This window comes from Pseudoalteromonas sp. NZS11, assembly GCF_015864765.1.
GTDB classification, from domain to species: Bacteria; Pseudomonadota; Gammaproteobacteria; order Enterobacterales; family Alteromonadaceae; genus Pseudoalteromonas; species Pseudoalteromonas arctica.
The window spans coordinates 1-670 of sequence record NZ_JADYWP010000026.1 but is presented as its reverse complement, the minus strand read 5'-3'; the positions used below and the strand labels follow the sequence as shown (position 1 = coordinate 670).

At 50.7% G+C, this 670-nt stretch carries 1 rRNA gene; it reads right to left on the bottom strand.

Annotation, left to right across the window (positions count from 1 at the left end):
* Positions 1-670, bottom strand: a 23S ribosomal RNA gene (locus I6E82_RS19760); the annotation flags it as partial.

Sequence of the window (670 nt, the reverse complement as noted above, 5' to 3'; positions counted from 1 at the left end):
TTTTCACTCCCATTATCGTTACTCATGTCAGCATTCGCACTTCTGATACCTCCAGCATACCTCCCGGTACACCTTCAACGGCTTACAGAACGCTCCCCTACCACTCAGAATAAATTCTGAATCCGCAGCTTCGGTGCATAGTTTAGCCCCGTTACATCTTCCGCGCAGACCGACTCGACCAGTGAGCTATTACGCTTTCTTTAAAGGATGGCTGCTTCTAAGCCAACCTCCTGGCTGTCTGGGCCTTTCCACATCGTTTCCCACTTAACTATGACTTTGGGACCTTAGCTGGCGGTCTGGGTTGTTTCCCTCTTCACGACGGACGTTAGCACCCGCCGTGTGTCTCCCGGATATTACTTTACGGTATTCGGAGTTTGCAAAGGGTTGGTAAGTCGGGATGACCCCCTAGCCTTAACAGTGCTCTACCCCCGTAAGTATTCGTCCGAGGCTCTACCTAAATAGATTTCGGGGAGAACCAGCTATCTCCCGGTTTGATTAGCCTTTCACTCCTAGCCACAGGTCATCCCCTAACTTTTCAACGTTAGTGGGTTCGGTCCTCCAGTTGATGTTACTCAACCTTCAACCTGCCCATGGCTAGATCACCGGGTTTCGGGTCTATACCTTGCAACTATTCGCCCAGTTAAGACTCGGTTTCCCTACGGCTACCCTA